The organism is Halomonas sp. IOP_6 (genome assembly GCF_021151565.1).
In the GTDB taxonomy this organism is placed as follows: domain Bacteria; phylum Pseudomonadota; class Gammaproteobacteria; order Pseudomonadales; family Halomonadaceae; genus Vreelandella; species Vreelandella alkaliphila.
The window spans coordinates 154478-181116 of sequence record NZ_JAIRBO010000006.1 but is presented as its reverse complement, the minus strand read 5'-3'; the positions used below and the strand labels follow the sequence as shown (position 1 = coordinate 181116).

Annotated in this window: 25 protein-coding genes and 1 pseudogene; 17 read left to right on the top strand and 9 right to left on the bottom strand. The window is 55.1% G+C overall.

All coding sequences use genetic code 11. From position 1 onward, the window contains the following. Window position 1: 1 nt before the first annotated feature. The 4 genes from K7H08_RS12935 to K7H08_RS12920 form a co-directional block, all read right to left on the bottom strand. Complete coding sequence (locus K7H08_RS12935; RefSeq protein ID WP_231658194.1) at window positions 2–2335, bottom strand: ATP-dependent DNA helicase; 2334 nt, start codon at window positions 2333–2335, stop codon at window positions 2–4. Beyond that, entirely contained in the window at window positions 2332–4089 is a 1758-nt protein-coding gene (locus tag K7H08_RS12930) for a VRR-NUC domain-containing protein (protein ID WP_231658192.1), read from the bottom strand. The genes K7H08_RS12935 and K7H08_RS12930 overlap by 4 nt, the downstream gene beginning before the upstream one ends. Window positions 4090–4121: 32 nt before the next feature. Then, on the bottom strand, window positions 4122–4469 hold the full coding sequence (locus K7H08_RS12925; protein ID WP_038480555.1) for a hypothetical protein: 348 nt from the start codon (window positions 4467–4469) through the stop codon (window positions 4122–4124). A gap of 202 nt (window positions 4470–4671) precedes the next feature. Then, a complete protein-coding gene (locus K7H08_RS12920) occupies window positions 4672–5577 on the bottom strand; it encodes a LysR family transcriptional regulator (protein ID WP_095604404.1) in 906 nt (301 codons plus the stop codon). A gap of 110 nt (window positions 5578–5687) precedes the next feature. Between K7H08_RS12920 and K7H08_RS12915 the strand changes: the two genes are divergently transcribed. From K7H08_RS12915 to K7H08_RS12885, 7 genes are all read left to right on the top strand, one after another. After that, window positions 5688–7055 carry an aminotransferase family protein gene (locus K7H08_RS12915; protein WP_231658191.1) on the top strand — a complete coding sequence of 456 codons (1368 nt, stop codon included), beginning with the start codon at window positions 5688–5690 and terminating at the stop codon, window positions 7053–7055. Then, window positions 7052–7753: a CoA transferase subunit A gene (locus tag K7H08_RS12910; RefSeq protein ID WP_231658189.1), complete on the top strand. Its 702-nt coding sequence runs from the start codon at window positions 7052–7054 to the stop codon at window positions 7751–7753. Before K7H08_RS12915 ends, K7H08_RS12910 begins: the two co-directional genes overlap by 4 nt. Further along, window positions 7743–8396 (top strand): 3-oxoacid CoA-transferase subunit B, encoded by a 654-nt coding sequence (locus K7H08_RS12905; protein ID WP_231658188.1) that lies wholly within the window; start codon window positions 7743–7745, stop codon window positions 8394–8396. Before K7H08_RS12910 ends, K7H08_RS12905 begins: the two co-directional genes overlap by 11 nt. Continuing rightward, complete coding sequence (locus K7H08_RS12900; protein WP_038480539.1) at window positions 8396–9679, top strand: ArgE/DapE family deacylase; 1284 nt, start codon at window positions 8396–8398, stop codon at window positions 9677–9679. Before K7H08_RS12905 ends, K7H08_RS12900 begins: the two co-directional genes overlap by 1 nt. Beyond that, window positions 9676–10863: an acetyl-CoA C-acyltransferase gene (locus K7H08_RS12895; protein ID WP_231658186.1), complete on the top strand. Its 1188-nt coding sequence runs from the start codon at window positions 9676–9678 to the stop codon at window positions 10861–10863. The genes K7H08_RS12900 and K7H08_RS12895 overlap by 4 nt, the downstream gene beginning before the upstream one ends. A gap of 62 nt (window positions 10864–10925) precedes the next feature. Further along, window positions 10926–12404 (top strand): Na+/H+ antiporter NhaC, encoded by a 1479-nt coding sequence (gene nhaC / locus K7H08_RS12890; RefSeq protein ID WP_051626408.1) that lies wholly within the window; start codon window positions 10926–10928, stop codon window positions 12402–12404. 85 nt (window positions 12405–12489) lie between these two features. Continuing rightward, window positions 12490–12894 (top strand): universal stress protein, encoded by a 405-nt coding sequence (locus K7H08_RS12885; protein ID WP_038480531.1) that lies wholly within the window; start codon window positions 12490–12492, stop codon window positions 12892–12894. A gap of 26 nt (window positions 12895–12920) precedes the next feature. Here the strand turns inward: K7H08_RS12885 and K7H08_RS12880 are convergent, their stop codons facing one another. Together K7H08_RS12880 and K7H08_RS12875 are read right to left on the bottom strand one after the other, a co-directional pair. Then, window positions 12921–13220, bottom strand: a complete 300-nt coding sequence (locus K7H08_RS12880) for a GIY-YIG nuclease family protein (RefSeq protein ID WP_038480528.1) — start codon at window positions 13218–13220, stop codon at window positions 12921–12923. After that, window positions 13213–13686, bottom strand: coding sequence for a YchJ family protein (locus K7H08_RS12875; RefSeq protein WP_038480525.1), 474 nt, complete (start codon window positions 13684–13686; stop codon window positions 13213–13215). The genes K7H08_RS12880 and K7H08_RS12875 overlap by 8 nt, the downstream gene beginning before the upstream one ends. 154 nt (window positions 13687–13840) lie before the next feature. On the opposite strand from K7H08_RS12875, the gene K7H08_RS12870 reads away from it, so the two are divergent. Next, window positions 13841–14152, top strand: coding sequence for a hypothetical protein (locus tag K7H08_RS12870; protein WP_030074158.1), 312 nt, complete (start codon window positions 13841–13843; stop codon window positions 14150–14152). A gap of 81 nt (window positions 14153–14233) precedes the next feature. Here K7H08_RS12870 and K7H08_RS12865 read toward each other — a convergent pair whose 3' ends face one another. After that, window positions 14234–15406, bottom strand: a complete 1173-nt coding sequence (locus tag K7H08_RS12865) for a multidrug effflux MFS transporter (RefSeq protein WP_231658183.1) — start codon at window positions 15404–15406, stop codon at window positions 14234–14236. 158 nt (window positions 15407–15564) lie between these two features. Here K7H08_RS12865 and K7H08_RS12860 point away from each other — a divergent pair, with 158 nt between their 5' ends. Next, window positions 15565–16434, top strand: coding sequence for a LysR family transcriptional regulator (locus K7H08_RS12860; protein ID WP_231658181.1), 870 nt, complete (start codon window positions 15565–15567; stop codon window positions 16432–16434). Window positions 16435–16478: 44 nt separating this feature from the next. On the opposite strand, the gene argE is transcribed toward K7H08_RS12860, so the two are convergent. After that, window positions 16479–17648 carry an acetylornithine deacetylase gene (gene argE / locus K7H08_RS12855; RefSeq protein WP_231658180.1) on the bottom strand — a complete coding sequence of 390 codons (1170 nt, stop codon included), beginning with the start codon at window positions 17646–17648 and terminating at the stop codon, window positions 16479–16481. 201 nt (window positions 17649–17849) lie between these two features. On the opposite strand from argE, the gene ugpB reads away from it, so the two are divergent. From ugpB to K7H08_RS12825, 6 genes and pseudogenes are all read left to right on the top strand, one after another. Next, the gene (ugpB, locus tag K7H08_RS12850) at window positions 17850–19175 is read left to right on the top strand and encodes a sn-glycerol-3-phosphate ABC transporter substrate-binding protein UgpB (RefSeq protein ID WP_231658178.1); all 1326 of its coding nucleotides are present in this window, start codon (window positions 17850–17852) and stop codon (window positions 19173–19175) included. A gap of 90 nt (window positions 19176–19265) precedes the next feature. Beyond that, window positions 19266–20150 (top strand): sn-glycerol-3-phosphate ABC transporter permease UgpA, encoded by an 885-nt coding sequence (ugpA, locus tag K7H08_RS12845; protein ID WP_038480514.1) that lies wholly within the window; start codon window positions 19266–19268, stop codon window positions 20148–20150. A gap of 31 nt (window positions 20151–20181) precedes the next feature. After that, on the top strand, window positions 20182–21024 hold the full coding sequence (ugpE, locus tag K7H08_RS12840) for a sn-glycerol-3-phosphate ABC transporter permease UgpE (RefSeq protein ID WP_231658177.1): 843 nt from the start codon (window positions 20182–20184) through the stop codon (window positions 21022–21024). A gap of 1 nt (window position 21025) precedes the next feature. After that, entirely contained in the window at window positions 21026–22078 is a 1053-nt protein-coding gene (locus K7H08_RS12835; RefSeq protein WP_038480510.1) for a sn-glycerol-3-phosphate import ATP-binding protein UgpC, read from the top strand. 217 nt (window positions 22079–22295) lie between these two features. Next, window positions 22296–22433: pseudogene (locus tag K7H08_RS12830) on the top strand (DUF1428 family protein); the annotation flags it as partial. 153 nt (window positions 22434–22586) lie between these two features. After that, window positions 22587–22727, top strand: a complete 141-nt coding sequence (locus K7H08_RS12825) for a hypothetical protein (protein ID WP_167457096.1) — start codon at window positions 22587–22589, stop codon at window positions 22725–22727. Window positions 22728–22878: 151 nt separating this feature from the next. On the opposite strand, the gene K7H08_RS12820 is transcribed toward K7H08_RS12825, so the two are convergent. After that, a complete protein-coding gene (locus K7H08_RS12820; protein ID WP_038480504.1) occupies window positions 22879–23880 on the bottom strand; it encodes a porin in 1002 nt (333 codons plus the stop codon). A gap of 473 nt (window positions 23881–24353) precedes the next feature. Here K7H08_RS12820 and K7H08_RS12815 point away from each other — a divergent pair, with 473 nt between their 5' ends. Next, complete coding sequence (locus K7H08_RS12815) at window positions 24354–25565, top strand: glycosyltransferase family 4 protein (protein WP_231658175.1); 1212 nt, start codon at window positions 24354–24356, stop codon at window positions 25563–25565. Then, window positions 25528–26067, top strand: a complete 540-nt coding sequence (locus K7H08_RS12810; RefSeq protein ID WP_038480499.1) for a phosphatase PAP2 family protein — start codon at window positions 25528–25530, stop codon at window positions 26065–26067. Before K7H08_RS12815 ends, K7H08_RS12810 begins: the two co-directional genes overlap by 38 nt. The last annotated feature ends 572 nt before the right edge of the window (window positions 26068–26639 follow it).

Genomic DNA, 26639 nt, shown 5'->3' with positions numbered 1-26639 from the left:
TCTAAGAAGATGAGTGGTTGCCTAGCCCCCACCAGCGTGGCAGCAATGCGCGCACCTTGGCCTGGGCAAAACGGTCGTCCATTAATATCACAACCCCTTCATCCTCGGGGCTGCGAATCACTCTTCCAGCGGCTTGCACCACTTTGATCATACCGGGTATCCGATAGGTGTAGTCGTCGCCCTGGCCGAAACGGGTGTTCATGCGCGCTTTCAGCGCTTCGTTAAAGTCGTTAAACGGCGGCAGGCCTAAGGTGGCAATAAACGCGCCGATTAGGCGCTCGCCAGGAAAGTCGACCCCTTCGGCGAAAGCACCGCCTAGCACTGCAAAGCCGATGCCCTTACCACACGGGGTAAAGCGCGCCAGAAAGGCGTCGCGCTCGGCTTCCTGCATTCCACGGGTTTGGGCAAACATCGGCACGCTAGGATGTTCGTGCTGAAACTGCGCCATCACCTGCTCCAGATAAGCAAAGCTACTAAAAAACGCCAAATAATGGCCAGGTTGACGCTGATACTGGTCGGCCAGGACTTCCACAATAGGCGCCACAGAGGCCTCACGGTGATGATAGCGAGTGGAAATATCGGTACGAATACGCACTTCCAGCTGGCGGGCGGCAAACGGTGAGGCCACTTCCCGCCACACGCTGTTTTCCGGTAACCCGAGTAAATCGCGGTAGTAATGAAACGGGGTCAGCGTGGCCGAAAACAACACTGCGCTGCTGGCAACCTTGAAGCGTGCCGCCAGAAAATCCGCAGGAATAACATTACGCAGCCCTAGCACTGCGTCGCCTCGGCCATAACTGGTAAGGTCGCAAAGTGAGTGGTCACCAAACCGCTCCGCCAAACGGCAGAAAGCCAATGCGTCAAACAGCAGCTCTTGAAGCTCAATGCTTGAAGCGTCGGGGTGCTCAACCAAATAATCGGTGATCGCGCCAGCCAAGGTTTGCATCGCGGCCACCAGTTTGTTGGGCAGCGCATCAAGCAAATGGTAACGCTGTGACGCCGCTGCATCGGTGGTCACTGCCTTCGTTAGCGCCTGCCACTGCCTACCAACACGGGCTAGCGGTTTAGCAAGCGCGGGAGGTGAGCGGCGACGCAGACGATTCAAGCGCTGCTGGGAAAGCTCGGCACTGTACATGCCCCGCGATCGCTCAACTAAGTTGTGCGCTTCATCTACCAGCAGGCCTACCCGCCAGTCGTTGGCTTGGGCCAAACCATGCAGCAGCGCATGGCTATCAAACCAGTGATTCACATCGCCCACGACTACGTCGGTCCAGCGGGCTAGCTCCTGACCTAGATAATACGGGCACACACTGTGGGCAAGCGCCACCTCACGCAGTCCGGCACGATCTAGCCAGCGACGTGCCACCGCGGCTTGGCGAGCGGCAGGCAAGCGGTCATAAAAACCTGCTGCTAACGGGCAAGCATCGCCTTGGCAGGCGGTGCCTGGGTACTCGCAGGCTTTTTGTCTGGCCACCAGTTCCAACACGCGCAGCGGCGATGAGAGTGCAGGCGATGAGAGGGAAGATGAAATAGGGGTAGATGCAGTAGGCGGTGATGAATTGGAGGTAGCAAGACGTGCCAGCTCATCCAGTGCCACACGGCGGCCCGGGGTTTTCATAGTCAGAAAGGCCACCCTATCCAACTGCTGACGGGGCATTGCAGTCAGCATTGGAAACAGCGTGCCAAGGGTTTTGCCAATGCCGGTAGGGGCTTGGGCCAGTAGGCAGCGCCCGGTGCTGGCGGCTTTATAGACATCTTCCGCCAACGGGCGCTGCCCAGGGCGAAAATCAGGACAGGGAAACGTCAGCGTCGCCAGCCACTCATCGCGGCGTTGGCGATGGGCAGACTCCTGCTCTGCCCAGGCCAAAAAGCGTTGGCAGTGATCGGTAAAAAACGCCTGCAGCTCAGTGGCGCTAGCTTCGTGGATAAGCAGCGTTTCCTGACCGCTGGTAATCTCTAGATACACTAACACCAGCGTGACACGCTCAAGGCCACGCTCGGCACAGAGCAGCGCGCCGTATACTTTCACCTGCGCCCAGTGCAACGCACGCTGATTAGCCGCCATGCGATCTAGATTGCCACGATAGGTTTTGACCTCTTCCAAACGGTTAGCGCTGGGGTCAAAGCCGTCAGCGCGGCCCGCCACGCGAAGCCCCTGATACTCACCGGAAAGCGGCAATTCGGCTAGGTAATCATCGCCCCGGCGGCTAGCCACTAACCCATGCCCTTCGATACCTTCCTGAGCGCTGGGTGCTGGCGTAAAGCGGTGGTCAAGATCGCCCTCCCGTGCAGTGAAATCACATAGCGTGCGCACCGCTACCCGGTAACGGCTCATTCGGCATCTTCTCGCTCAGACTCTTCTCGTTCAAACCTTTCTGGTTGAGACCCTTGTGCTTCAGATGCTGGCTGCCAGCGCACATGACATACTTCAACAGGCATGCCGTGGCGGCAAAAGAAGCTAATCCAGCGGCGTTGGTTATCTTGTAGACGATCCCCAGGCCCTTTCACTTCTATCATTTTGTAGCGTAGTTCGCCGGGCGGTGCATCCGGCATCAACTGAATCAGGTCAGGTAGGCCTGCACGGTTATGTTTAGGGTCATCTAATAGCCGCATAAAACAGGCACGCAAATGGGCAGGCGGCAAGCACTTAAGCGCAAGCGTTAACAGCTCTTCACTGACGATTCCCCAGTGAACAAAGGGCGAGGCGATGCCCTGTTTGGCGTGCCAGGTGCGCAGTATCGTGTCCTGATAGCGGCCATCGTCCAGCAGGGCCAGGCAGGCAGTGATATCGACTTGACGCTGAGAGACAAAATCCTCGCGGTATAAATCCGCTGGCCCGCTGTGAAACGGGTGAAAAAACGCGCCTGGCAGCGGTTTAAAAATGGCCGGCCAGAGCAGTAAGCCAAATAGCCCTGTCAGCAGGCTATTTTCAACGTAATACACCGGCGCGTTAGGGGTCGCCATGTAGTCAGCAACGGCACGCTCGACTGGCTGAGGGCCAGGTAAATGAAGCACATAGGTAGGCGCCTGGGCCGCTTGTTGATCAGCCCAAGCAGAATGATCAACCTGTTGGGGTAATTTGCGTGCTAAACGCGGCAGCAGCCGCATAAGGGCTTGGCTTTCGCCTTCATTTGGCTGCGCGCCAAGCGCGCTGATCGTGAGTTCATAAGCATCTGAATAACAGCCTAAACGCTCTAACACGCGCAGTCTGCGAATACGCGCATCGCTGTTATTGGCGTCAGCGTAAAGTGTTAACGCTAACTCTGCGTCGCCGCCGCGCTCGGCCTCGCGGCCAATGGCAAGCAGCAACCGCGCCCGCCGAGAAGCTAACCAACGGTTGCTGGAAGCTGGTGGCACCTCTATGGAAAGCGCTTGCGGCAACTCGCCGTCGTCCAAGCGTTCACGCAAGCGGTGAAGCGTTAAGTAAGTAGTCACTTCATTGCGGCTTTGGAACGCGCGCGACTCCGCGGTAAGCGGTACCTGCTCAAAGCGCTGCAGGCCCAACTCCGTTAGCACGAACTCTGCCCAGTCCTGGCGCAGATTGCCGAAAAACATCAGCCGAAGTCGATCACACAGCGCCATCACCGTTAGCCGCACAATCTGCGTCGTCGCCGTTGGCCACCACTGCTGAAGGGGGGCGGACACTTCTAGCGATGCTTCCAAAGCTGCTTGAAGCGCAGCTTTCGTGCTGTTGCGGGCTAGACCTGCATTGTTGATCTCGCCTGCCAATGCCTGGCGCAGTTCACTCAGTCGCAACAGGCGAAATAGCTCGCGGCTGCTTAATTGCGGGGCATTGTCTACCCATCCAAGCACCACCAACGGAGCCAAGGCCTGCTCGGCGTCACCGATTTCCGCATAGCTCAGTTTATCCAGACGAAATAATTCCCCTTTACGCATCACCATGCGCACCAATAGCGCCTGGGAGGCTTGGGGTAACGTCTCAAAATGACTAATAGCGTCGCGCTCAGCAGCACTTAATAGGTCGTAGTGGCGGGCTTCCACCCAGGCCAACACGTAACGAAAGTTCGTCAGATAGTAGAAGGGGTCATCTAAGGAGGCGGTCGCTGATGCGACAGGAGCACTGTTCATCTATCCATTGTAACAGTGCTTGATGAAGCAGGTTAACCCACCCGGTGCTGATAAAGTACGTCCAGCGCATCGTCATCAGCAGCAGAGGATGACGCCTTTGATTGGGCAACGGGTTTGCGGCCGCCCACCAGCACATACCATTCCGCTTCTGTTAGGTAGTGCTGACACCAGCGGCTTAAGCCCGCGGCCACATCATCGCGAATTCGTTCGCCGCTTCGGAAAGCCTGGGCGAGATGTAACAAGTCCTGGCGAGCAGTGCGAGCACGGGCGTTGCCGCCGTGCACTTTGGAAAGTGGGCAGCGTCGATCATAGGCTGCGTTGGTTAATGCATTTAACCAACGTTCCAATTCATGCGCCTGAATACCGCCGTAAACTGCCACACTGCTCTCCATGCTGAATGATGATTGAAATTTAATGAGCTCCGCCCATTAGCACTGGCGAAAAAGGGCGTTAGATTGCCCGATTGTGGTGCAACTGTCATCTTCGGGTTATTCCTGGCCACACCCAGACATAGCCTAAGCCAAGACATAACGACCTATGTCTGTACTATACCTGCTAATCGAACGAAATGATTTGTAAACGTTAGTAATTCATTAGCGTCTCTTTCGCTTTGTGTTTAAGCGACGCCAACACTTTAGACTCATGCCATTCAGGGCGATAAACAATGCCAAAACCAAACGACAACGCAGGCATAAAAGGCAGCACCTTGACATGGTCGTGGCGCGACAGCTGATCTTTCGCAGTAATCGGGTTCATTACCGTGACACCGACTTCATTAGCTACCAACGCGCTAATCGTGCCGATATTAGCTTCCGTTTTACCTGAAATTTTAACACCGTGCTCGGCGACAAGCTCCAGCAGTGGATTCGTGCTAACACTTGGCTGGTTGCTGATCACTAAATGTTGACCACGCAAATCACTGACTTCAACAACATCATGCGTGGCTAGCTCAAGCTTGTCAGGCACCAGCGCCACGGCTTCTGTCACCAGCAGTGTTTCTGTTAAGAGCTGAGGAGACGTCGCTGGCAATGTGATAAAGCCGATATCCGCATGGCTTGATTCCACCGCCGTTTGTACATCGTGGCTCGACATCATATCCAGACTAATACTTATCCGGCTGTTTTCAGCCAGTAACGCAGCGACTACCTGGGGCACAAAGCCAAAACATAGCCCGGGAATAGCGGCAATTCTCAAGCGTGATGTGCCGAACTCCTTAAGCGCCAACACACTATGGCGTAGCTCTTCGATATTGCCCATCAGCCTGAGAATCTCATCGTACAGCTCGCGTGCCTCAGGCGTTGCTAGTAAGCGGTTTTTTTCACGTAGAAAGAGCTGAATCCCCAGGTTCCCTTCAAGCTGCGCCAGCGAACGGCTCACTCCCGATTGCGTCATGCCAAGCAGGCGTGCCGTCCCTGAAGCGCTACCTACTTCATACAGCGTCTTGAAAGTTGCTAATGCTTTCAACGAGTTAATGGTGACCTCAGGCATGACTTTTACTCATTGATATTCGAAAAACGATCATATATTGAAATATAGTAACAAGCCTACCTAGACTGCAAGTGAGATTTTTCACCACACCATAAAAAACGGAAAACGTGATGACCGACTCTCCGCTGTTCTACCAGGCAGGTCCTGCCCTGCCGGAAGTCAGCCACGCTGATGGCGTTATGCTCTGGGATACCCAGGGCAAGGATTATCTGGATGGCTGCTCTGGGGCTATTTCCTGCAACCTTGGTCATGGCCGACAGGATATTCGTGACGCCATGCTCGCCCAGATGGATAAGGTGGCCTTCACCTATCGCACTCAGTTTGAAAGCGCTCCCGCCGTTGCGCTTGGCCACCGGCTAGTCGAGCTATTTGAGGGTGAACTCGGCAAGGTGTTTTTCATTTCCAGCGGTTCCGAGGCAGTGGAGTCGGCCCTCAAGCTGGCAAGGCAATACTTTTTCGCCCTTGGTCAGCCTCAGCGCCAGCGCTTTGTATCGCTGCGCCCGTCTTATCATGGCAGCACCATGGGGGCACTGGGCATGACCGGCTATCAGCCGCTGGAAGCGCCCTTCACCAGCATGACCCATGCGTCCATCAAAGTGCCGGGGCCGGATTTCTATCGTCATCAGGAGTGTGATGATGACACTCACGTTGACCGCATCCTGGCAGAGACCCGCGCTGCCATGAAAGCCGCTGGTCCTGAATCACTGATTGGTTTTGTCATCGAGCCAATCGGCGGTGCCAGCACCGGTGCACGGCTATTAGGCAAACGCTACCTGCAAGGCATTCGTGCCTTATGCGATGAATTCGGCTGCTTGCTGATTGCCGATGAAGTACTCACCGGCGTGGGCCGAACTGGCACTTGGTTTGCCTGCCAGCACTACGATGTGGTGCCGGACATCCTGGTCACCGCAAAGGGACTGGGCGCGGGCTACTACCCCATTGGCGCGATGCTCGCCCGCAGCGCTATCGTCGAAACGGTCATGGCCAGCGGTGGCTTCCAACACGGCCACACCTATGCTGGCAACCCTTTGGCCTGCGCTACTGGCCTGGCCGTGCTTGAGGCCATTGTGCGCGAAGATTTGCTGGAAAATACCCGCCAGCGTGGCGCGCAGCTGGAAGCAGGGCTGCGCAGGCTTGCCGAGCGCTACGACTGGGTCGGCCATGTACGCGGTGCTGGCCTGTTATGGGGCGTCGAACTGGTCGCTGATGGCGAATCGCGCCAACCTTTCCCTGCCGAGCAAAACCGCTTCGCCCAAATCACCGCATTGGCCAAACAGGAAGGCCTATTGATCTACCCTCGCCGCACTCTGGATGGCGTGGCCGGTGATCATTTTCTGGTCTGCCCGCCGCTGACTATTCAGCCCGAGGAAGTCGACACTCTGCTGGAACGCTTAGCGCGTGCCATGGCGCGTTTTGATCAAGCGCTTACCGCCGCTGATTTGCCCCCACAACCTTCCCGGGAGCGCTTAACACCATGACGCTGCTGAACCACAAAGCCTGTGATATTGACGCGGCCATCGCCGAGATTCCTGATGGCGCGACCATTATGGTAGGCGGCTTTGGCTCGCCGGGCACGCCCTTTGCGTTGCTCGACGCCCTGCTCGCCAGCGGTCAACGCAACCTGACACTGATTAAAAACGATGCCAATGAACCTGGTATCGGTATCGGCAAGCTAATTGAGGCAGGCCGTGTAAAGCGCTTGATCACCTCTCACTTAGGCCTCAACCGAACGGCCATTGACGCCATGAATTCTGGCGAGATGGAGGTCATTTTTCATCCTCAGGGGCTGTTGGCTGAAAAAATCCGCTGTGCAGGCGTTGGCCACGGCGGCTTTCTTACCGATATCGGCATCGGTACGGAAATTGCCGAAGGCCGTCGAGAAATCAGTGTGGAAGGTTGCACCTGGGCGATTGAGCCTGCCTTACAGGCTGATGTTGCTCTAATTCACGCTGAGCGAGCCGACCGTTACGGCAACCTGATCTATCGCGCCACGGCCAGCAATTTCAACCCCTTAATGGCCATGGCTGCCGAGCGGGTGATTGCTCAAACCTACCGTATCGAGCAACCCGGCGACCTGCCTATCGACACCATTCATACGCCTTGTGCCTTTGTCAGTCATGTGGTGCAGGTCGACCGCGCGTCCAGCCAGCAAGGAGTTCGCCCCCATGCTTTCTGATCAGCAGCGTATGTTGACCCGCGCCGCCCGTGAAGTCATCGACGGCCAGATCGTCAACCTGGGGATCGGGCTGCCAACACGGCTGTTCCACTACCTGCCCGATGATATGAATGTCCTGGTGCATTCCGAAAACGGCGTGCTGGGCTGCCGCCCCCGCCAAGAAGGCGAAGCGCTCGATATCGACATGATTGACTCCGGCGGCGCGTATATCACCACCCGCGCGGGGGCTAGCGTGTTCGATAGCGCCACGTCCTTTGCAATGATCCGCCGTAGTCGCGTGGACGTTACCTTTATGGGCGCCTTCGAGGTGGATCAGGAAGGCAACCTGGCCAACTGGAAGATCCCTGGCAAATTCTCGCCTGGCATTGGCGGTGCCATGGAGCTGGCCCAGAAAGTCGCCCGGCTGGTGGTGCTGTGCTCCCACAACGATAAGCACGGCAACCCCAAGATTCTCACCCGCTGCCAACTTCCCCTGACCGCCAGTCGCTGTATTTCCCGCATTATCACCGAGAAAGCCGTGATGGATGTGACGCCAGAAGGGCTTGAGGTAGTGGAAATCGCCGAAGGGCTGAGCGTTGAAGCGCTGCGCGAAGCTACCGACGCCCCCCTGCTGATTGATGAATCACGTTTAGGGAGATTCTGATGCTCGACGCCACCGAACAACGCATCATTGCCTGCTGCAATGCCTTGATGGACGACACCCTGGAACTGACCAGTGACTTGGTGCGGGGCTATAGCGTACTCGGCCAGGAACAGAGTGCGCTGGACACCATGGAGCGTCACCTTGAGCGCCTGGGCCTGCCAGTGACCCGTGTACCCTTGGACGCCCCCGGCTTTGAGGAGCACCCCCATCGTGCTCCCACCGAATGGCCCAGCACTGGCCGCTATAACGTCATTTCAGACCTTAACCCTGGCGCGCCAGGACCACATTTAGTGTTCAACGGCCATCTTGATGTGGTACCTGCCGAGCCTGTCGATATGTGGACCCGCCCCCCCTGGGAGCCGTGGCAAAAAGATGGCTGGCTGTATGGCCGTGGCGCGGGTGATATGAAGGCAGGGATTGCCGCCATGGTGATGGCGGTTGAGGCCGTGCGTCGGGCGGGGGTAGAGATCAACTTTCCGCTCACCCTACAAACCGTAATTGAAGAAGAGTGCACCGGCAACGGCGCGCTGGCCTGCCTGCATCAAGGTTTTAGCGGCGATTTCGTACTGATCCCGGAACCTTTCGGCGCTCAGATCTACGCTGGCCAAGTGGGAGTGCTTTGGTTTCGAATGCGCCTGGATGGCGTGCCTGCCCATGTGCTCGACCCCAGCGCCGGGCGCAATGCGATTGAAGCCCTACAGGACTATCTACCTGCTCTGAAAGCGCTGGAAGCCGAAATAAATGATTTACCCCGGCCTGCGCTTTACGCTGACCATCCTCATCCGTTCAACCTTAGCGTTGGCCGTGTAGATGCGGGCAACTGGGCCTCCAGCGTACCCGCCCACGCCATTCTGGAAGGGCGTGTTGGCTTCCCGCCCGGCATGTCACCAGAGGAGGCCATGCAGCGGGTCAGCGACACCCTGATGACCCGCCACGCCGAGCTTGACGACGCGACACCTCCACCCAAGATCAGCTTCCATGGCTTTCGCTCCGAAGGGCATGTGGTCGATCTCGATACCCCAGGTATCCGGCTCCTCTCGGAGTGCCACGAAGCCTTATTGGGCGAACCACCTGCCCACTATCTGTCCACCTGCACCACTGACCTGAGGGCCTTCCACGTTTCCGGCGAGATCAACGGCACCTGCTACGGCCCGATTGCTCAGCGCATTCACGGTGTAGACGAGTGCGTCAACATCGACTCGATTCGCCACGTGCTCACCACCTATGCCCTGTTCATCCATCGTTGGGCGCGCATGGCAGACAACCAGGAGACCCACTCATGAGAGACGTGTATCTCGCCGACTATGCGCGCAGCGCCTTCAGCCGCGCGCACCCCCGCAAACCCGAGGTCGATGCCTGGGCCGATACCCGCAGCGATGCCCTGCTAGCCAGCGTGCTTGATGGCTTATTAGCACGTAGCGGCGTTGACGGCGCGGCGGTGGAAGACCTGAGCATTGGCTGCGCCCTGCCAGTAAAAGAGCAGTGGAGCTTTGGAGGGCGTTACCCGCTGTGGCTGGCCGAGCGTTTCGGCCCCCTGGGAGAGGCATGTGCTACCCGCCAAATTGATCAGCAATGCGGCTCGGGACTTGCCGCGCTGCGCAACACCGCACGGGAAATTCAGGCCGGTGCTGTCGAGGTTGGCATGGCCGGAGGCGTGGAAAACATGACCCGCGTGCCCATGGGCCCGGCACTGTTTAAGGAAGGCGTGCTGACCAGCCCTCAAGCGCTGCAAAAAGCCGACTGGCTGACGCTCGACGTGGTGCTCAATATGGGGCTGACCGCCGAACGACTGGCCAAGTCTGCCGGTATTTCGCGTGAGGCGATGGACGCACTCGCCCTCAGTTCCCACCAGCGTGCCGCCAAGGCCAACGCAGCAGGTCACTTCGACGCTGAGCGTTTGACCCTGAACAACGCGGCAGGCGAACCGGTCAGCGCGGACAGCAACATCCGCGCGGATACCAGCGCTGAGCGCCTGGCGGGGCTGGACCCGGTATTTATGCAAGGCGGCGTAGTGACCGCAGGCAACAGCTCGCCGCTGACCTCTGGTGCCGCCGCCACGCTACTGATGTCGGAATCTGCCCTGCGCCAGCACGGCATTAGCCCCTTGGCACGCGTTGTGGCCATCGCCGACTGCGGCGTCAAGCCAGAGGAGATGGGCGCCGGTGCCGCCGCCGCCATTCGTCGCGCGCTGAAACAGGCCCAACTGACACCGCAGGATATCGGCGTATGGGAAATCAACGAAGCCTTCGCCGCGGTGCCGCTGCATGCCATGGGTGAGCTTTCGATTGACCCTGAGAGCGTCAATATCTGGGGGGGTGCCATGGCGCTGGGGCACCCGTTAGGCGCGACCGGCATCCGTCTCGCGGGCACGCTTAGCCGACTTCTTCACTCCCGCCAGCAACGCTACGGCTGCGCGGCGGCCTGCATCGGCGGTGGGCAAGGCATCGCCATCATTTTAGAACGCTAAAGCCACTAGATGCCGTTTAACCAAGCGGCAAACAACACTAACTCCTTATAAGGAGAATAATAATGTCGACGACAACGTCAACAACAACGAACGACGAAAACAAACGACCCTCGTTTTGGGGCGCCATCATAGGCATCGGCTTCTTATGCTTCATGATGTTTGCGCAGATCTTTTTACTTGGTGAAGACTGGGTCACCCATATCTCGCTGATCTTTGCCATTGTGGTCTGCGCCATCATCGCGCTGTATTCCGGCTTCAGCTGGCAGGATGTGCAGAAAGGCATATTGTACGGCTGCGAAATCGCCATGCTGCCGATGCTGATCTTAATGATGGTCGGTGTGTTAGTCGCCAGTTGGATTGCCTCCGGCACGATTCCCTCGCTGATCTATTATGGCCTTCAACTGATCAACCCCTCCTATTTCCTGGTCACGGCCGTCATCGTGTGTGCCGTTGCATCACTGGTCACCGGCAGCTCATGGACCACCGCCGCCACCTTCGGCGTAGCCTTTATCGGCATCGGCAGCGGTCTGGATATTTCTCCGGCGATGACCGCGGGCGCAGTTATTTCCGGTGCTATCTTCGGTGACAAGATTTCACCAGTATCAGACTCCACCAACCTCGCTGCTGGGGTTGCCGAGGCCAACCTGTTCGACCACATCCGCTCGATGTTCTACACCACCGGTCCTGCACTGATCATTACTATTATTCTGTTCTTCTTTATCGGCATGCAGTTTGACGGCGAAGGGGCTGATATTTCCCGCACCGCTGAACTACTAGCGGGCATTAGCGATAATTTCTCAGTGGGTCTGCTCGCCTTCCTGCCCCCATTAATAGTGGTCGTTTTGGCCTATCGGCGCATCAACGCCCTGGCAGTCATGGTCATTGGCAGCCTATTGGGGGCGGGACTTGCTGTCGCCACTCAAGGCGTCGGACTGGGCAGCATGATGAATTACATGAACTACGGCTATGTATCGGAAACCGGTGTTGAAGCCGTTGATAGCCTATTAAGTCGTGGTGGTTTGCAAGGCATGATGTGGACGATCTCGCTGGGCTTTATCGGGCTTAGCCTGGGTGGCCTGCTGGAGAAGACTCGCATGCTCGAAGTGTTATTGGAAAAGATGGGCAAACTGGTCAGTAATTCACGCGGGCTAATCGTTACCCACGTTGTCTCATCATTAGCCACCAACCTGTTCTCGGCCAGCCAGTATATTGCCATTATTATTCCGGGGCGCATGTTCGTACCCGCCTACCGCAAACTCAAAATTCTGCCATCGGTATGTTCGCGCACCTGTGAGGACTCGGCCACGGTTACTTCGCCGCTAGTTCCTTGGGGGCTAGGCGGTGCTTACTACATGGGCGTGCTCGGCGTGTCCGCGTGGGATTACATGGGCTGGACTTTCCTCGCCATTATCACTCCCGTGATTGCCATTGTGTACGGCCTGTTCAATATCTGCATTTGGCGTGAAGGCGAGCGTAACGACGTCAACACCTATAATCAGCCATACACCGAAAGTCTGCCGCAAGCCGAGCTAGCGAAGTAGATCGCCACCTACCAGACCAACACGTGGCTAGAGGCGACCGAGTTGTCGCCTCGCACCACTGCCTATCAACCTGAGGGCATCTCTCATGTATAAGAATATTCTAATCACAACGGCGGCAGACAATAACTCCAATATCCTGCAAAAAATCGAAGTGGCACGTAAGCTGGCAGACAAAGACAGCACCATACAGATCATTTCGGTAATGGAGCGTATTCCCCCTTATATCGCACCATCACTGCCGAGTGATTACCGCGAAACCACCGCTCAGCGCATCAAGGACGGTATTCGCCAGAAAATTGGCGGCGAGCACTACGAGATTCATGTTGTGGAAGGCAATGCTGCCCATCAGGTGGTCAAGTTTGCCAAACGCAACGGTGTCGACTGCATCATTATTTCCTCGAACCGCCCCGGCTTTCCCGACCACTTTATGGGCTCCACCGCCCTCAATGTTGTACGCCAGGCAGCGTGTACCGTGACGGTGGTTCGGTAGACCGGCCATTCGATCATCTGCGAAAGTTACCTATCCAACGCCGAGCCGGAAAAATCGCTAATCGGCCACTGAGTGGCCCATTGACGTTTTCGGCTTGGCGTTTGGCGCTTCAGCGCATATTCAGCGCGGCTGGCTTCGGCGCGATCTGCGAACGGTTGCGCGCCGAGCAGCGCTATCGGTGGATTCGCTCGGGTATAGCGGGCGCCTTTGCCGTCGCAGTGCGCTTGGTAACGTTTCGCTAGGTTATTGGTAATCCCCACATAGGTGCCGCGTTTGCACTCAAGTAAGTAGAGGAACCATTGGGTATCGGTATTGATACTACTCACCGCAACAACTCTTTATTTTTCGACCGCTACCACATAGACAGCGCTCGTTTCGCCGCGGTTTGAGGCGCTCAATGGTCGGCACGCCATCCACATACCACCAGCGCCCGTCTTCAAACACAAACCGTGAGTTTTCTTCCAGCACATGCCAGCGGTTTTGTTCACGGAAATAGGCTAAAAAATGGACTGTGCCCTGCCTCTCGTTTGCTGGCGGTGCCGCCACAATCGTGAGCGCTTTCCATTGGGTGTCTGGGTCGGGCGCTAGCTGTGCTGGCCGCGTTGATGCGTGCCAAGTGGCGAGTAGGTAATCACGGCTATTCAACGCAAATGCCGTGTAACGTGAGCGCATTAGCGCTTCTGGCGTAGATGCCGTTGCACCTTGGTGATAAGGCTGGCAACACGCCGTAAATGCAGCACCACTGCCGCACGGGCAGTTGGCTGACGTTGAGACTGGCGTTGAAAGCGTCATATTGAAAGCTCTGTATTCTTTGGTTTATAGATTTGGTATACGTTTTGTTTCGGTATTGGCACAGAGTTAGATATAGTACCAGAGCTACATCATCAGACAGACGGAGTACGACACACGACCAAGCATTCTTTCCAAACCCAGTGGAGGTTCTCCTATGAAGGTTTACAAACCCGAGTGGCAGTGCACGTTTAGCGTAAACGAAGGCGCGGTAGAATCAGCAACCTGGAAAGAGCGAATCGCCTGGCGGCTTAGACAAATCGCCGATCGACTAGAAGGCGGTGGCCGTACGGTAAAAATCGACTACAACGTCTCTCCGCACGTTAGCCGAGACGAAGTTGATACCTGTTTGGGAAAAGGGTTTGAGGTGACTCAGCGGCTGCTGACCCAACTTGCCCGCCAACAGGCCTGCGAAGATGTGATGCGCCATGCGAAAGCAGAGCTTTACGAAGAGCAGCATCAGCACTAATAGCCAGTCCGTAAGCGTCTCAAGAAAACACCCGCCTATTTAATATTGGCGGGTGTTTTTTATTTCCCCCCTTGGCTGCTATTACACCACTTTCTTCCGGTACCCAGACCATGGCAAGCATGTGAATAGCGCGAGTAGCCCAAGCGCTAGTACCGCATCGCCAAGCACACCAACTCCCGTACCGAACACAGCACTCACCCCCATCGCTACCACTGCAGCACTACCAATCTGGCAGAACCCCACCAGCCCCGATGCCGTCGCCACATGCCCGTGTTCACTGGCAACCGCTCCGGATACCGCTAGCGATAGCGAGGAACCATTAGCAAGGCTGACTAAACACATCGGGAGTATCACACTGGCTGTGCCCTGTAGTTGCAACGCGCCCACGGCCAAAAATGCCACACCGCCAAGTACGAAAAACACGATGCCTGCTGTGACGATGCGATCATAGGGCCAGCGATCGAGCAGCCGTTTAGCCAGTAGATTGGCACCGATGATGCCAGCCGTCAGTGGCAAGTACAGCCAGCCACTCTGCTCCTCGCTCAACCCTTGGCGCGCGAATAGAAAGGGCGATTGGGTTAGGTAGACAAACCAGGCACTGTAGATCGCACAGACGACCAGCGTATAGCGGCAGAAGGTCCGGTCACGCAAAACGTGGCCAAATCCGGTAAAGGGCGAGGTCCGAGTACGAGCTGGGACAGGGAGCGTTTCTGGCAGCAGCGTTAGCACCATCAGTAGCGCCATAGCGCCGAAAGCAGCCACGCATAGGAAGTCGGCTCGCCATCCGAAGGTAGCGGCCAAGTGCCCACCGATGGCTGGCGCTAACGCTGGTGATAGCGACACTAGCGGGTAGACCATCGCGTAAACCTTGGCCGATGTGCGCTTATCACAAGTGTCGGCGATCAAAGCGCGACCGATCACTAGGCCCGACGCCGCACCAACCGCTTCGAGTATGCGCCAGGCCAGAAATCCGACATAGCTATCAGAGGCCGCACAGCCCAGCGAACCAGCCATGTACAGCGTAATACCAGCAAGCAGCAACGGCTTGCGACCATAACGGTCCGACAGTGGCCCATAGACCAACTGCGCACTCGCCAGCGCCAGCAGATAAATAGAGACCGTTTGCGGCATTTGCCAGTCGGCAACGCCGAACTCAATGGTCATGCTCGGCATCGCGGGTAGATACACGTCCGAGGCAATCAGGCCAAAGGCACTGAGCATGGCGACGGTCAGGATGAAAGATACACGAGGCATGGCCACTCCCTGCAGCAGTAGCCAACCTGCTGCGCGCGATATGGGTTAAGAAGAATCTAAATTCAGAAGGAATAAGCGCCATGGTACGAGGCAGCTTTGCATGTGAAAATGCATGAATATGCAGTGAGTGGCTGCATATTTGCAGCATGGAGAAATTCATGAACTGGGATGATGTGCAAATTTTCCTAGCGGTGTATCGCGCAGGTACGCTACGAGGGGCAGCGCAGCAGCTATCCATTGACCAAACCACCGTAGGTCGGCGCTTGACTAGCCTGGAGCGAGCACTGAGTAGTCGGCTATTCCTGCGTGCCACGGGCGGGTTGGTACTGACCGATAGCGGTCAACAAGTGCTAACCACGGCCGAGGAGATGGAGCGGCTAGCCGTCTCCTTCAAGCGACGCGGCGAGGGAGCTGACGAACGAGTCGCTGGTGAAGTGCGCGTGACCACGACTGACGCACTCGCTGTGGACTTCGTGGTGCCAGCAATTGAACGCCTGCGTACCAGCCATCCCGAGGTGCGTGTGATCTTGAGCACCACGACGCGATTATTCGACTTGGCGCGGCGTGAAGCCGATGTCGCCGTGCGTACGCTACGCCCGGAACAACCCGAGTTGATCGTGCGACAACTTGGCCGCTGGGAGGTCGGTTTATACGCGACCCAGCGTTATCTGGAACAGCATGGCGAGCCACAACCCGGTGAAGGCTTCGCAGGTCACGATATTGCGCTCTACCAAAGAGGAGTAACCGGGCGGCAGGATGACACGTTGGCTGGCGAATCAAGGCGACTGGGGCGTGTAGTCGCCGAGCTGGACTCCAGCCTGATGTTGGCAACCTTTGTACGTGCAGGCCTGGCCTTGGGAGAATTACCGGACTACTTGGCCCAGCGTGACCCCAAGCTGATACGCGTATGGCCTGAGCGCCGCCGGGCCAAGCCTTATGAGGCATGGCTTGTCTTGCACCAGGATTTAGCACGCACGGCTCGGGTCCGGGTCGTTGTGGAGGCGATCGCGGAAATGTTCGCCCATTGACGTGTACAACTAGCTTACGCAGCCGCCATTATAAGTAACGACCATCATCCCAAATGAGGTGTTTCTAGCGCCTGCCCTAATCGCTGCATAAACGCCGTACACTCATGCAACTGCGCCGTCTCAATATACTCATCGGGTTGATGCGCCTGGGCGATGCTGCCAGGGCCAAGAATGATTGTCTGCAAGCCCTGGCCTTGGAACTGCCCGGCCTCGGTGGCATAAGCGACCGCATGATTACAGCAAGCGTGTGGCAGATGATCTTTGGCTAAACGAAGCACCTGGTCGTTTTCGCGGTCGGCCAAGCCCGGCACTGTCACGTTTAGCGGCTCGGTGGTGATTTCAACGTGCTTGCCTTTAGCCTGCAGCTCAGCGCTTAGCTGGGCGCAATAGGCATCAAAGCGCGCGTATATTTCATCGAAGGTATCCGTGGGCAGATGGCGAATTTCCCACTCAAACTGACACTCCCGCGCCATAATATTGATTGCCGTGCCGCCTTTTATTTTGCCAACGTGCAGGCTGGTATGAGGCACATTAAAGGCCTCATCGACGCGGCCCTCTTCTACCAATGCCGCCATGGTGTCTTCAATGAACGTGACGAGCCTTGCCGCAACATGGATAGCTGAGGTGCCTTGATTCACTTGGCTACTGTGGGCCTCCTGGCCAATCACGGTAGTGCGCAGATTCGTTGCGCCTTTTTGCGCGACCACAGGCTGCATGCTGGTAGGTTCGCCAACAATGACGTGGGCGGTGGTGGAGTAGTGCTCGTAAAAGCGTTTAATAAGACTCGGCGCGCCCACACAGCCAATTTCTTCGTCGTAAGAAAATCCGAAATAGATAGGCTGCTTCAGCGACGCATTGATCCAGGTCGGCACCATGGCTAACGCACAGGCAATAAAGCCTTTCATATCACAGGTACCACGCCCGTACAGGCGGCCATCGCCGCCATCACGAAGGGTAAACGGATCACTCGACCATGGCTGACCGGCCACCGGCACTACGTCGGTATGCCCAGAAAGCATCACTCCGCCTGGGGCGTCAGGGCCTACGCGGGCAATCAGGTTGGCTTTGGTGCCACACGGGCTCATCACCCGCTCTGAAGCCACACCATAATCAGCTAGATAGTGCTCAACGAATTCAATTAGGGCCAAATTAGATTCACTGGAAGTGGTATCGAACGATACTAGCTTCGCCAGTAAGGTGGTCGCGTCAGTCATACTGCTCTCGTCAGTTAGGCTCCTCATATCACCCTATCACCGCCTCTCTCCTTTGCCTACTAAGCAGGCCGACGGACAGCGAAACGTTGACTGTCACGTCGAGTTCATCGTGCATTCATGAAAACGTCATCTACACTTTCTACTGTTCAGTGCACCCAAAAACTTAATAAACGTACTGCGAACGACCCACAAGGAGCCGTTATGTCTCGTTTCACATTGCACGCGCTTGCCCTAGGTGTGGCTACTGCCACGTTTAGCCTTTCTGCCCATTCTGCGACCGAAGTGACCTGGTGGCACGCCATGGGAGGCCAGCTTGGTGAAATCCTTGAAGAAATGACGGAGGAGTTTAACGCTTCACAGGATGATTACCGCGTCACACCTAGCTATCGTGGCAATTATACCGAAACGATGACCGGCGCCATTGCGGCGTTCCGTGCGGGCGAGCAGCCGCATATTCTGCAGGTATTCGAAGTCGGCACTGGCACCATGATGAACGCCAAAGGTGCCATCTACCCCGTGTACGAGTTAATGGAAGAGCATGGCCGCGCGTTTGATCGCGAAGCCTTCCTGCCAGCGGTAGTCGGTTACTACACCGACACCAACGGCAACATGCTGTCGTTCCCGTTCAACTCTTCTACGCCGATTATGTACTACAACCGCGACATGTTTGAGGAAGCGGGTCTAGACCCTGAGCAGGCGCCGCAAACCTGGTCTGAAGTGGCCGATTTTTCGCGCCAAATCGTCGATTCTGGGGCGGCCAGCTGTGGCTTTACCACCTCCTGGCCTAGCTGGGTAATGCTGGAAAACTTCTCCGCTTGGCATAATGTGCCGCTTGGTACGCTGGAAAACGGCTTTGGCGGCATGGAAACAGAGTTCAATTTCAACAATGAGCTGGTCGCCCGCCATTGGGACAACCTCCATAACTGGCAGGAAGAGGGGGTCTTTAAGTGGGGCGGCCCCGGTTCTGGCCCTGACTCAGAGCCGCTGTTCTACTCCCAGGACTGTGCGATTTTCTTCGGTTCTTCTGCTTCCCGTGCGGATGTCGCTGCTAACTCTGACTTTGAAGTCGGTTTCGGTATGCAGCCCTACTATGACGACGTAGATGGTGCGCCACAGAACTCCATCATTGGCGGTGCCACCCTGTGGGCACTACAAGGCCACACCGATGACGAGTATGAAGCCGTTGCCGCCTTCTTTGAGTACCTCTCACAGCCTGAGGTACAAGCCGAGTGGCATCAGCAAACAGGTTATCTGCCCATCACTCAAGCGGCGTGGGACTTAAGCAAAGAGCAGGGCTACTACGATGAGAACCCAGGTGCCGATATTTCGCTGAAGCAGATGACGCTAAACGAACCGACCGAGAACTCGAAAGGCCTGCGGTTTGGTAACTTTGTACAGATCCGCGACATTATCTCCGAAGAGATGGAAGCCGTGATGACCGGTGGCAAATCGGGCCAGGAAGCAGCTGACGACGCAGTGGCACGTGGCAATGATTTACTCCGTGACTTTGAAGCTGCCAACCAGTAAATAAGTACTCACTTCGCCGCTTACCCCACTGGGTAGGCGGCGATTTCGTTTGTCGATGCTTATATTTACTAACCATTTGCAGAGCTGCCCATGCAAACTAAACGCATGACCTACCCTGGTCGCTTTTTGCCCTACGCGCTGCTGGCTCCCCAGGTGATTGTGACGCTGATTTTCTTTATCTGGCCTGCTGGCCAAGCGTTGTATCAGTCGCTATTGCGCGAAGACGCCTTTGGGCTGCGCTCGACGTTTGTGGGCTTGGAAAACTTCGCTCGCCTGTTTCGCGATGGCGCTTACCTAAACTCGCTCTCCGTGACAGCGGTGTTTGCCATCGGCACCACACTTCTGTCAATGACGGTGGCTCTATTATTGGCCAGCACCGTCAACCGGATGATTCGCTCACGTAGTACCTACACCACACTGCTGGTGTGGCCCTACGCCATAGCCCCCGCCCTTGCGGGTGTTTTGTGGTGGTTTATCTTCAACCCCTCCATCGGCATTGTTCCCTATATGCTAGAAATGGTGGGTTATCAGTGGAACCACCGCAACTCGGGAAGTGACGCCATGCTGCTGGTTATTTTTGCCGCCGCCTGGAAGCAAATTTCTTATAATTTCTTGTTTTTCCTAGCGGGCTTACAGTCAATCCCACAATCGCTGATTGAAGCCGCCTCCATTGACGGCGCCGGCCCGACTAAGCGCTTCTGGACGATTATTTTCCCGCTGCTGACGCCAACGACCTTCTTCTTGATGGTGGTTAACGTGGTGTACGCCATGTTCGATACATTTGGCATTATTCACGCAACTACCCAAGGCGGCCCCGCCCAGGCCACCAACACGCTGGTCTATAAGGTCTACGCCGATGGCTTCGTCGGCTTGAATTTAGGCTCTTCGGCCGCTCAGTCAGTGATTTTAATGGCCATTGTGGTCGCACTCACGGTGGTGCAGTTCCGCTTTATCGAGCGCCGCGTGAACTACTAACACCACTGGCTAATTGTTTGGGAGACTTTCAATGGTTGAAAACCGACCCTGGGCGAATTTTTTTGCTCATCTGACGTTGATGATTGGCGTCGCGGTGGTGGTGTTCCCCGTGTACGTTGCGCTCGTGGCGTCTACCCAGGCGCCAGGCGACTTGCTACGCGGTACACTGCCGATGCTGCCCGGCGCCCATGGTATCGAAAACTTTACCCGTATGTGGCAGTCCGGCGTTTCCAACGCAGGAGCCCCACCAGCAGGCATGATGCTATGGAACAGTTTTGTTATGGCCATGGCGATTACCGTAGGAAAACTGTCGATCTCACTACTGTCGGCGTTTGCAATTGTCTACTTCCGTTTCCGCTTTCGGATGTTCTTTTTCTGGGTGATCTTCGTCACCTTGATGCTACCGGTGGAAGTACGCATTATTCCGACGTTTCAGGTCGTTGCAGATCTCAACATGCTCAATAGCTTTGCCGGGCTGTCGATTCCGCTGATTGCCTCGGCCACCGCGACGTTTCTGTTCCGCCAGTTCTTTATGACCATTCCCGAAGAAATGCTCGAAGCCGCCCGCGTCGACGGCGCCGGGCCACTGAAGTTTTTTAAAGACATCTTGATGCCGCTGTCAGTGACCAACATCGCCGCGCTGTTTGTGATCATGTTCATTTATGGCTGGAACCAGTATCTGTGGCCACTGCTAATCACCACCGATCCTGACTACTACACCATTGTGATGGGTATTCAACGCATGACCTCAGAAGAGAATCCCCAGTGGCATTTGATTATGGCCGCCGTGGTAATGGCCGCCCTGCCGCCGGTACTGGTGATTCTGTTTATGCAACGCCTCTTTGTGAAAGGCCTGACCGAGACGGAGAAATAAGATGGCCAGCATTACCTTGGAAGGGCTGAAGAAAACCTATAGCGGCGATGTTCACGCCGTCAAAGGCATCGACTTACAGATTGAAGATGGCGAGTTTGTGGTGCTCGTCGGGCCATCCGGTTGCGGTAAGTCGACCCTGCTGCGCATGGTCGCTGGGCTGGAAACCATTACCGAAGGCACGCTCAAAATCGGCGACCGGGTAGTAAATAAGCTAGAGCCCGCTGAGCGCGATATCGCCATGGTGTTCCAGAACTACGCGCTTTATCCGCACATGACCGTCTACAACAACCTCGCTTATGGCTTAAAGAACCGGGGTTTCAAAAAAGATGACATCGATAAACGCGTGCGCTTAGCGGCCAAGATGCTGGAGATTGAAGACTTCCTGGAGCGTAAACCCCGCAAGCTTTCCGGCGGCCAGCGCCAGCGGGTAGCAATGGGCCGAGCACTGGTGCGCGAGCCTTCAGCCTTCTTGTTCGATGAACCGCTTTCCAACCTGGACGCCAAGCTGCGCGTACAGATGCGGGTGGAGATTAAACAACTACAGCGTCGCCTAAAAACCACCAGCCTGTATGTCACCCACGACCAGCTGGAAGCCATGACCCTGGGCGACCGTTTGGTCGTGCTAAATGCCGGGCAAATTGAGCAAGTAGGCACACCGATGGAGATCTACGCCCGTCCGGCCACAATGTTCGTTGCGGAATTTATTGGCTCCCCGGCAATGAACATGTTGCCGCTGGAGTATCTGCGTACTCAAAACAGCAGCGTGCTGGAACACCTTCCCGAAGGCACCGACACCCTCGGCATTCGCCCAGACGACATGCACCTCACCGCACCCGATACGCCACATCTAGCCATCGACGCGACACTCATGCTCTTTGAGGCGGCAGGCGCGGAAAGCCATCTGTACGTTAATCTCGCCGACAGCGAGCAACCCACGGTGATTCGCACCGCTGGCCAGCCAGCCGTTCGTGAAGGTGAAACATTGCGCTTCTACGTGACCCGCGATGCTCTTCATCCTTTTAATAGCACCACTCGAAAGCGCACCGATGGTTAACACTGCTGCTTAAGAAAAATACGCATAAGAAAAGTACGTCATCTGAGACTTCATGCGCTACGTTTGAGCTAATAACAATAACTCGCTGCTCCGCTATTTTTTTGCCGGTAGCGTATGGATCTCTGTGATGAATACTGGTCTATGAAGACAGCATGTTATGGCCTCGACACCTTATACCGCGATCATTCCCATCCAAAGCAAACGCAGGAGAAGCGGCATGAATACCACCACCACACCCTATGTCGATGGCTTCATCGCTGCCGTGCCGACCGCTAATAAATCTGAATTTATTGAGCACGCCCGCGCCGCCGCAGAAGTGTTCAAAGAGTTCGGCGCACTGCGAGTGGTAGAGTGCTAGTAGGAACGGCCCGAAAGCCCTTCCACTTGCTAGTTTACCTCTCCAAGCGCAATCCCATAGCGGCTAAAACGCATCTTAATGGCTCCTTTCATATTGATGTCATCGTTCATCGTTAGCGTGCCAGAAAGGCCTAACAATGTGGTGACATCAATGACAAACCAACCGCGCAAACCACTCAGTGACGAAGAAATCGCCTACTTAGAGGAACTGGCTAACGGCAACGCATTAGCCAAGCAGCGTCGCCGCGAGAAAAAGCGCCAAACGCCAGCGACAAAGAAACCCTTAGACTAACCACGCCTTACCAAGACTGATGTCATGTACGCTTCTTAAAACCATTTAACTATTATCATAGACAGCATAATGCAAAAAGCCGATGTACTTTTAGCACATCGGCAAAACGATCTTAATAAGTGACTTAAGCGCTAAGGAAGCTATTTATTATTTAAAAGTGATAGCGGGCGCCTATTGCATAATACAGATCATCTTCGAAGTTATCATTGGCATCTTTATTGGCATCATTTAGCTCGACAAACACATCAAGATTGTTAGAAACATCGTAATGCGCCGCAGCGGCCCAAGCGTCACGATCATTATCCGCATTATCGGGATCAATGTTGTAATAATCGAGATAGAAGGTCCAAGCGCCGGTGGCAAAGCTACCACCTAGGCCTACCGTATCAAAACCGCCTCCCCGCTTATCGTTATCACCACGGGTTTCATAACCTAAACGCGCAGAGAAAGCGTCATTGATGTCGTACGTGGCCGTAGTACCAAAACGTGTTTCACCGTTGCCACCGCCACGAACGGTATCTTCTACATAGCCAAGTGCTAAACGTAAGGGGCCAGTCGCGTAAACGACGCCACCTTGTGTGGCGATAACGCTACCTTCGCTAGACTGCTGCGCTTCAGTGAGGCCACGCTCAGAAAAGTGTTTTGCTGAGAAAACAGCCTGAAAACCGTTGATCTCAGGCGTTTTATAGCCAAGTGAGTCGCCACGCGCCTGAAGACCACCGCCGGCAAATTCATAGCCACGCTCTACATAAACATCGAACGGTGTCATCACGTAGTTATCGTAGTAACTGTTATAGTTACCCGCCATGAACGTACCGTACTGCTTACTTTCGAGACCAAGGTAGCTATTACGCACTTCGTCAAAGCCCGGGCGGCTGCGCTCATCCCCAGTAAAACGCCACTCTACCCGTGCAAACGCGCGCAGGTCAGCGTTGATTTGATGACCTGCCGTAAAGCGCAAACGAGAACCAAAATTACGGAACTCCTCGCCATTATCAACGCCATTTTTTTCACCACCGCCTTCAAACCCCATAGCGATGCGGCCGTAGATATCTAGCGTCGTGCCGTCTTGGTCATACACCACCGCCGCCTGAGCCGCAGAGGCACCCAACAAACCACTAATAGCTAGAGCAAGTGTCGCCTTTTTAAACATGATTGATCCCATTAAAGTAGTTAGCGCTTGTTATCAGCACTTTTAGTTGCAAGATAATTCAGACACCGAAGTCTTCTAATTCAATTTACTTTTAACCCAATATTCGACAAAAAAGGGTCGTCATAAAAACCAAAAAATTATATTTAAGCTGCTTAATGAGCTTTTAATTGCGTATTGCGAAGGCACAATCGAGGATATGTTCACTTCGTCGTCAGCTACCTTAAAACCGATATATGTCATTCTTCTTAAAGTTTTATTTTTTAGCGCTTTTTTTGATAATCATAAAAATGCAACCTGATCGACATCTTGATCTGCTAAAGCATCACCATTCACTAGGGGCTTCCCCATTAAAAATGGTGGCCTGTCATCCCATGTTCACCAGGCTGTATTGGCAGTGTCACTATCGCTGCGCATAGTCAATGCAACAGTGAATGAAATAGTGAGTAAAAACGTGATAAAGGGATGGATCGCCCATGCGACTCTGTATCGTTAGCGAAACATGGTCACCAGAAATAAATGGTGTTGCGCATACCTTAAATAGGCTATGTCGTGAACTCACTCGGTTGGGGGTAACAGTGGATGTTATTCGCCCTAAACCAAGCATGGCTGCCGACGCCGCCAATGTTGCTCAAGAGCGTTCTCAAGGGCTTTCTCAAGAACCGTATCAAGAACCGTCCCAAGAGCTTCAGGTTCGGCGGTTAGCGCTACCGGGTTATAACGCTGTGCAGATTGGTCTTGCCAGCCCCTCACAACTTCGCCGTTTCTGGCAGAAGCAGCGTCCCGATTCTATTTATCTGGCAACCCAGGGCCCACTGGGCTGGGCAGCTCGGCATGCTGCACGCCAACTGAACATACCTTTAGTGGCTGGCTGGCATACTAATTTCGATCACTACTGCCATGACTACGGAGTTTCCTGGCTAGCTGCTGCCACGCGGCGATATTTACGCTATTTCCATAACGGCTGCGATCTTACCCTTGTGCCCACTCAACAACAGGCTGAAGCGCTACGCGCCCAGGATATCCGCGATGTAAAGGTGCTCTCACGCGGCATTGATGGCGATATTTTTTCCCCAGCACACCGCGACGACACCCTACGCGAACAGTGGGGGGTTAGCGAACATCAACCTGTTGCGCTGTATGTGGGCCGCTTAGCCCCAGAAAAAAACCTAGCGTTACTGCAAGAAACGCTGCAGGCCATGAGTGACGTGCGCCCCGATATGGCACACGTCATTGTTGGCGATGGCCCAGGCCGTGCTCAGTTACAAAAAGCGCTACCAGACGCTCATTTCACCGGTTTTGTGAATAAACAGGCACTAGCACGCCACTATGCCAGTGCCGATATGTTTATTTTCCCCTCTCAGTCAGAAACATGGGGAAATGTGGTGACTGAAGCCATGGCCAGCGGGCTGGCAGTCGTGGCTTATCACCACGCCGCCAGCGCTGAGCTGATTCAAAGCAGGCACAACGGCATCACCGTTCCCCCTGGCGATACGCTTGCCTTTCAACAGGCTGCCGTCGCGTTATGCCAGCACCCTGCTGACTACGCCCGCCTAGGTAGAACCGCCCGCTTACGCGCGCTAGAGCAAAGCTGGCCGGGAATCGCAGAGCAGTTCTTACGCTATTTACAAAATGCCCAGGAGACTCACCATGCGTCCGCGTCCGCTTGTCGTATTCGATCGTCTTGATGTCTTTGAATGGCAGCTTTGCCAACGGGTAACACACCTATCGCTTTACCGCCCCTGGCGGCTAACGCTGCAAACGGCAAGTAAGCTAGGAGACTGGCCTGTCTGGGTATTGTTAATCGCTGCACAACCCTGGTTACAGCCCAATGGTGCTTGGCGAATCATGCAGTACAGCGCCATCGCACTGTTCGCAGTCGCTATTTATAAGTTGGTAAAAACGCGGCTGTGTCGCGAACGTCCGTTCATCACCTACCTCGGTGGCGTCCATTGTGGTGAGCCTGCCCGAGACAAATACAGCTTCCCCAGTGGTCACACCATGCATGCGGTGATGTTTAGCGTGTTGGTCGCCGCTCATACCCCCTGGTTGCTACCTATTGTGATTCCCCTTAGTTTACTGATTGCCGTTTCACGGGTGGGGCTTGGGCTACACTATGTCAGTGATGTCATTGCTGGCGCAGCCATGGGCTATGGCTTTGCGCTACTGAGTCTTTATTGGATGGGATAACCCTTTGTGGTTGGCCGCTCAATGCCGTATCAATAAAAGCAAAAAGCCACCAACGTGGACGCAGGTGGCTCTTGGTATTGTCGATTAACTATCTCTATAGTTTTAATTATCTACATATCGGGAGGCATATCGTCACGATCCTCTATGGTGGTCATAAATGATGTCTTGAACATCATATAAAGACCGACTCCCGAAAACCCTAGAAACAGCACAAACATGCATAACATCAACACCATCGCCATAGCGCTTGTCCCTGGAAGTGTGCGGCTGCTACGTTGACGTCTTCTAACCGCTGAATTTTGGTTTACACCAGAGGATAGACCAAAATGTCACGCCCATTGATACAAAAGCTGTCCAGAAAATCTGGAAAAGATAAATATTAATAAAAATCAAAGTGTTAAAAACAATTAATTGACGCAAAAAAACCACCCCGCTTTCACGAGATGGTGATTTTGCATCAATGCTGCTCCCTGGCGGTGATGATCAGCGTTTCCTTACACTGATAAGGGTGAGCAGGCTAGTCCTTTCACATCCTTTTGCTAATATGGCTCCATGCCTTCCCTGATTACCTA

Excerpts from the sequence above, each read along its gene's own strand:
- K7H08_RS12935 (WP_231658194.1), bottom strand. The coding sequence starts at position 2,335 with ATGAGCCGTTACCGGGTAGCGGTGCGCACGCTATGTGATTTCACTGCA.
- K7H08_RS12930 (WP_231658192.1), bottom strand. The coding sequence starts at position 4,089 with ATGAACAGTGCTCCTGTCGCATCAGCGACCGCCTCCTTAGATGACCCC.
- K7H08_RS12920 (WP_095604404.1), bottom strand. The coding sequence starts at position 5,577 with ATGCCTGAGGTCACCATTAACTCGTTGAAAGCATTAGCAACTTTCAAG.
- K7H08_RS12915 (WP_231658191.1), top strand. The coding sequence starts at position 5,688 with ATGACCGACTCTCCGCTGTTCTACCAGGCAGGTCCTGCCCTGCCGGAA.
- K7H08_RS12910 (WP_231658189.1), top strand. The coding sequence starts at position 7,052 with ATGACGCTGCTGAACCACAAAGCCTGTGATATTGACGCGGCCATCGCC.
- K7H08_RS12905 (WP_231658188.1), top strand. The coding sequence starts at position 7,743 with ATGCTTTCTGATCAGCAGCGTATGTTGACCCGCGCCGCCCGTGAAGTC.
- K7H08_RS12900 (WP_038480539.1), top strand. The coding sequence starts at position 8,396 with ATGCTCGACGCCACCGAACAACGCATCATTGCCTGCTGCAATGCCTTG.
- K7H08_RS12895 (WP_231658186.1), top strand. The coding sequence starts at position 9,676 with ATGAGAGACGTGTATCTCGCCGACTATGCGCGCAGCGCCTTCAGCCGC.
- nhaC (WP_051626408.1), top strand. The coding sequence starts at position 10,926 with ATGTCGACGACAACGTCAACAACAACGAACGACGAAAACAAACGACCC.
- K7H08_RS12885 (WP_038480531.1), top strand. The coding sequence starts at position 12,490 with ATGTATAAGAATATTCTAATCACAACGGCGGCAGACAATAACTCCAAT.
- K7H08_RS12875 (WP_038480525.1), bottom strand. The coding sequence starts at position 13,686 with ATGACGCTTTCAACGCCAGTCTCAACGTCAGCCAACTGCCCGTGCGGC.
- K7H08_RS12870 (WP_030074158.1), top strand. The coding sequence starts at position 13,841 with ATGAAGGTTTACAAACCCGAGTGGCAGTGCACGTTTAGCGTAAACGAA.
- K7H08_RS12865 (WP_231658183.1), bottom strand. The coding sequence starts at position 15,406 with ATGCCTCGTGTATCTTTCATCCTGACCGTCGCCATGCTCAGTGCCTTT.
- K7H08_RS12860 (WP_231658181.1), top strand. The coding sequence starts at position 15,565 with ATGAACTGGGATGATGTGCAAATTTTCCTAGCGGTGTATCGCGCAGGT.
- argE (WP_231658180.1), bottom strand. The coding sequence starts at position 17,648 with ATGACTGACGCGACCACCTTACTGGCGAAGCTAGTATCGTTCGATACC.
- ugpB (WP_231658178.1), top strand. The coding sequence starts at position 17,850 with ATGTCTCGTTTCACATTGCACGCGCTTGCCCTAGGTGTGGCTACTGCC.
- ugpA (WP_038480514.1), top strand. The coding sequence starts at position 19,266 with ATGCAAACTAAACGCATGACCTACCCTGGTCGCTTTTTGCCCTACGCG.
- ugpE (WP_231658177.1), top strand. The coding sequence starts at position 20,182 with ATGGTTGAAAACCGACCCTGGGCGAATTTTTTTGCTCATCTGACGTTG.
- K7H08_RS12835 (WP_038480510.1), top strand. The coding sequence starts at position 21,026 with ATGGCCAGCATTACCTTGGAAGGGCTGAAGAAAACCTATAGCGGCGAT.
- K7H08_RS12825 (WP_167457096.1), top strand. The coding sequence starts at position 22,587 with ATGACAAACCAACCGCGCAAACCACTCAGTGACGAAGAAATCGCCTAC.
- K7H08_RS12820 (WP_038480504.1), bottom strand. The coding sequence starts at position 23,880 with ATGTTTAAAAAGGCGACACTTGCTCTAGCTATTAGTGGTTTGTTGGGT.
- K7H08_RS12815 (WP_231658175.1), top strand. The coding sequence starts at position 24,354 with ATGCGACTCTGTATCGTTAGCGAAACATGGTCACCAGAAATAAATGGT.
- K7H08_RS12810 (WP_038480499.1), top strand. The coding sequence starts at position 25,528 with ATGCGTCCGCGTCCGCTTGTCGTATTCGATCGTCTTGATGTCTTTGAA.